The 615-nt window shown below is 71.1% G+C and carries 1 protein-coding gene; it reads right to left on the minus strand.

Annotation, left to right across the window (positions count from 1 at the left end):
• On the minus strand, positions 1 to 615 hold a 615-nt coding region (locus KVT32_RS28335), incomplete at both ends, for a 3-hydroxyacyl-CoA dehydrogenase NAD-binding domain-containing protein (RefSeq protein WP_254637053.1).

Genomic DNA, 615 nt, shown 5'->3' on the forward strand with positions numbered 1-615 from the left:
CAGCGCATCGTACTGGGTCGAGCCGTTCCAGCGCGCCATGACGGCGGCCTTGGCGTCTTCCGTCATGCGGCCCTTCTTGACCTGGCCGTCGTAGACTTTTTCGACGTTCTTGCGGCCGCGCGCCAGCGCTTCCTCGTCGCGCTCGATCATGGTGACCGGCAGGCCGGCGTCCAGGGCGGCGACGGCAATGCCGGCGCCCATGGTGCCGCCGCCGACGATGCCGACGCTGGCGACCGCGCGCGGTTTCGCCTCGCGCGTTTCCGGCGACTTGGCCGTTTCACGCTCGGCGAAGAAGGCGTGCACCAGGCCGGCGCGCTGTGGGCTGTCCAGGCATTCCATGAACAGCTTGCGCTCGAGCGCCAGGCCTTCGTCGAAGCCCAGGTCGAGGGCGCCCTGCACCGCATCGACGATCTTCAGTGGCGAGAACAGGCCGCGGGATTTCTTCGCGGTCTCGACGCGTGCGGCCTCGATGGCGGCGCGCTGTTCCTCGCGGTTGGCCAGGGCCTGCGCTTCGCTGGTGCGGCGCACCGGGGCGTCGGCTGCCAGAAGCTCCCTGGCGTAGGCGATGCCGGCGGCGGCGGCGTCCTCGCCCTGCGCGACACGGTCGACCAGGCC

Source organism: Achromobacter sp. GbtcB20 (genome assembly GCF_019091095.1).
GTDB lineage: Bacteria > Pseudomonadota > Gammaproteobacteria > Burkholderiales > Burkholderiaceae_B > Achromobacter > Achromobacter mucicolens.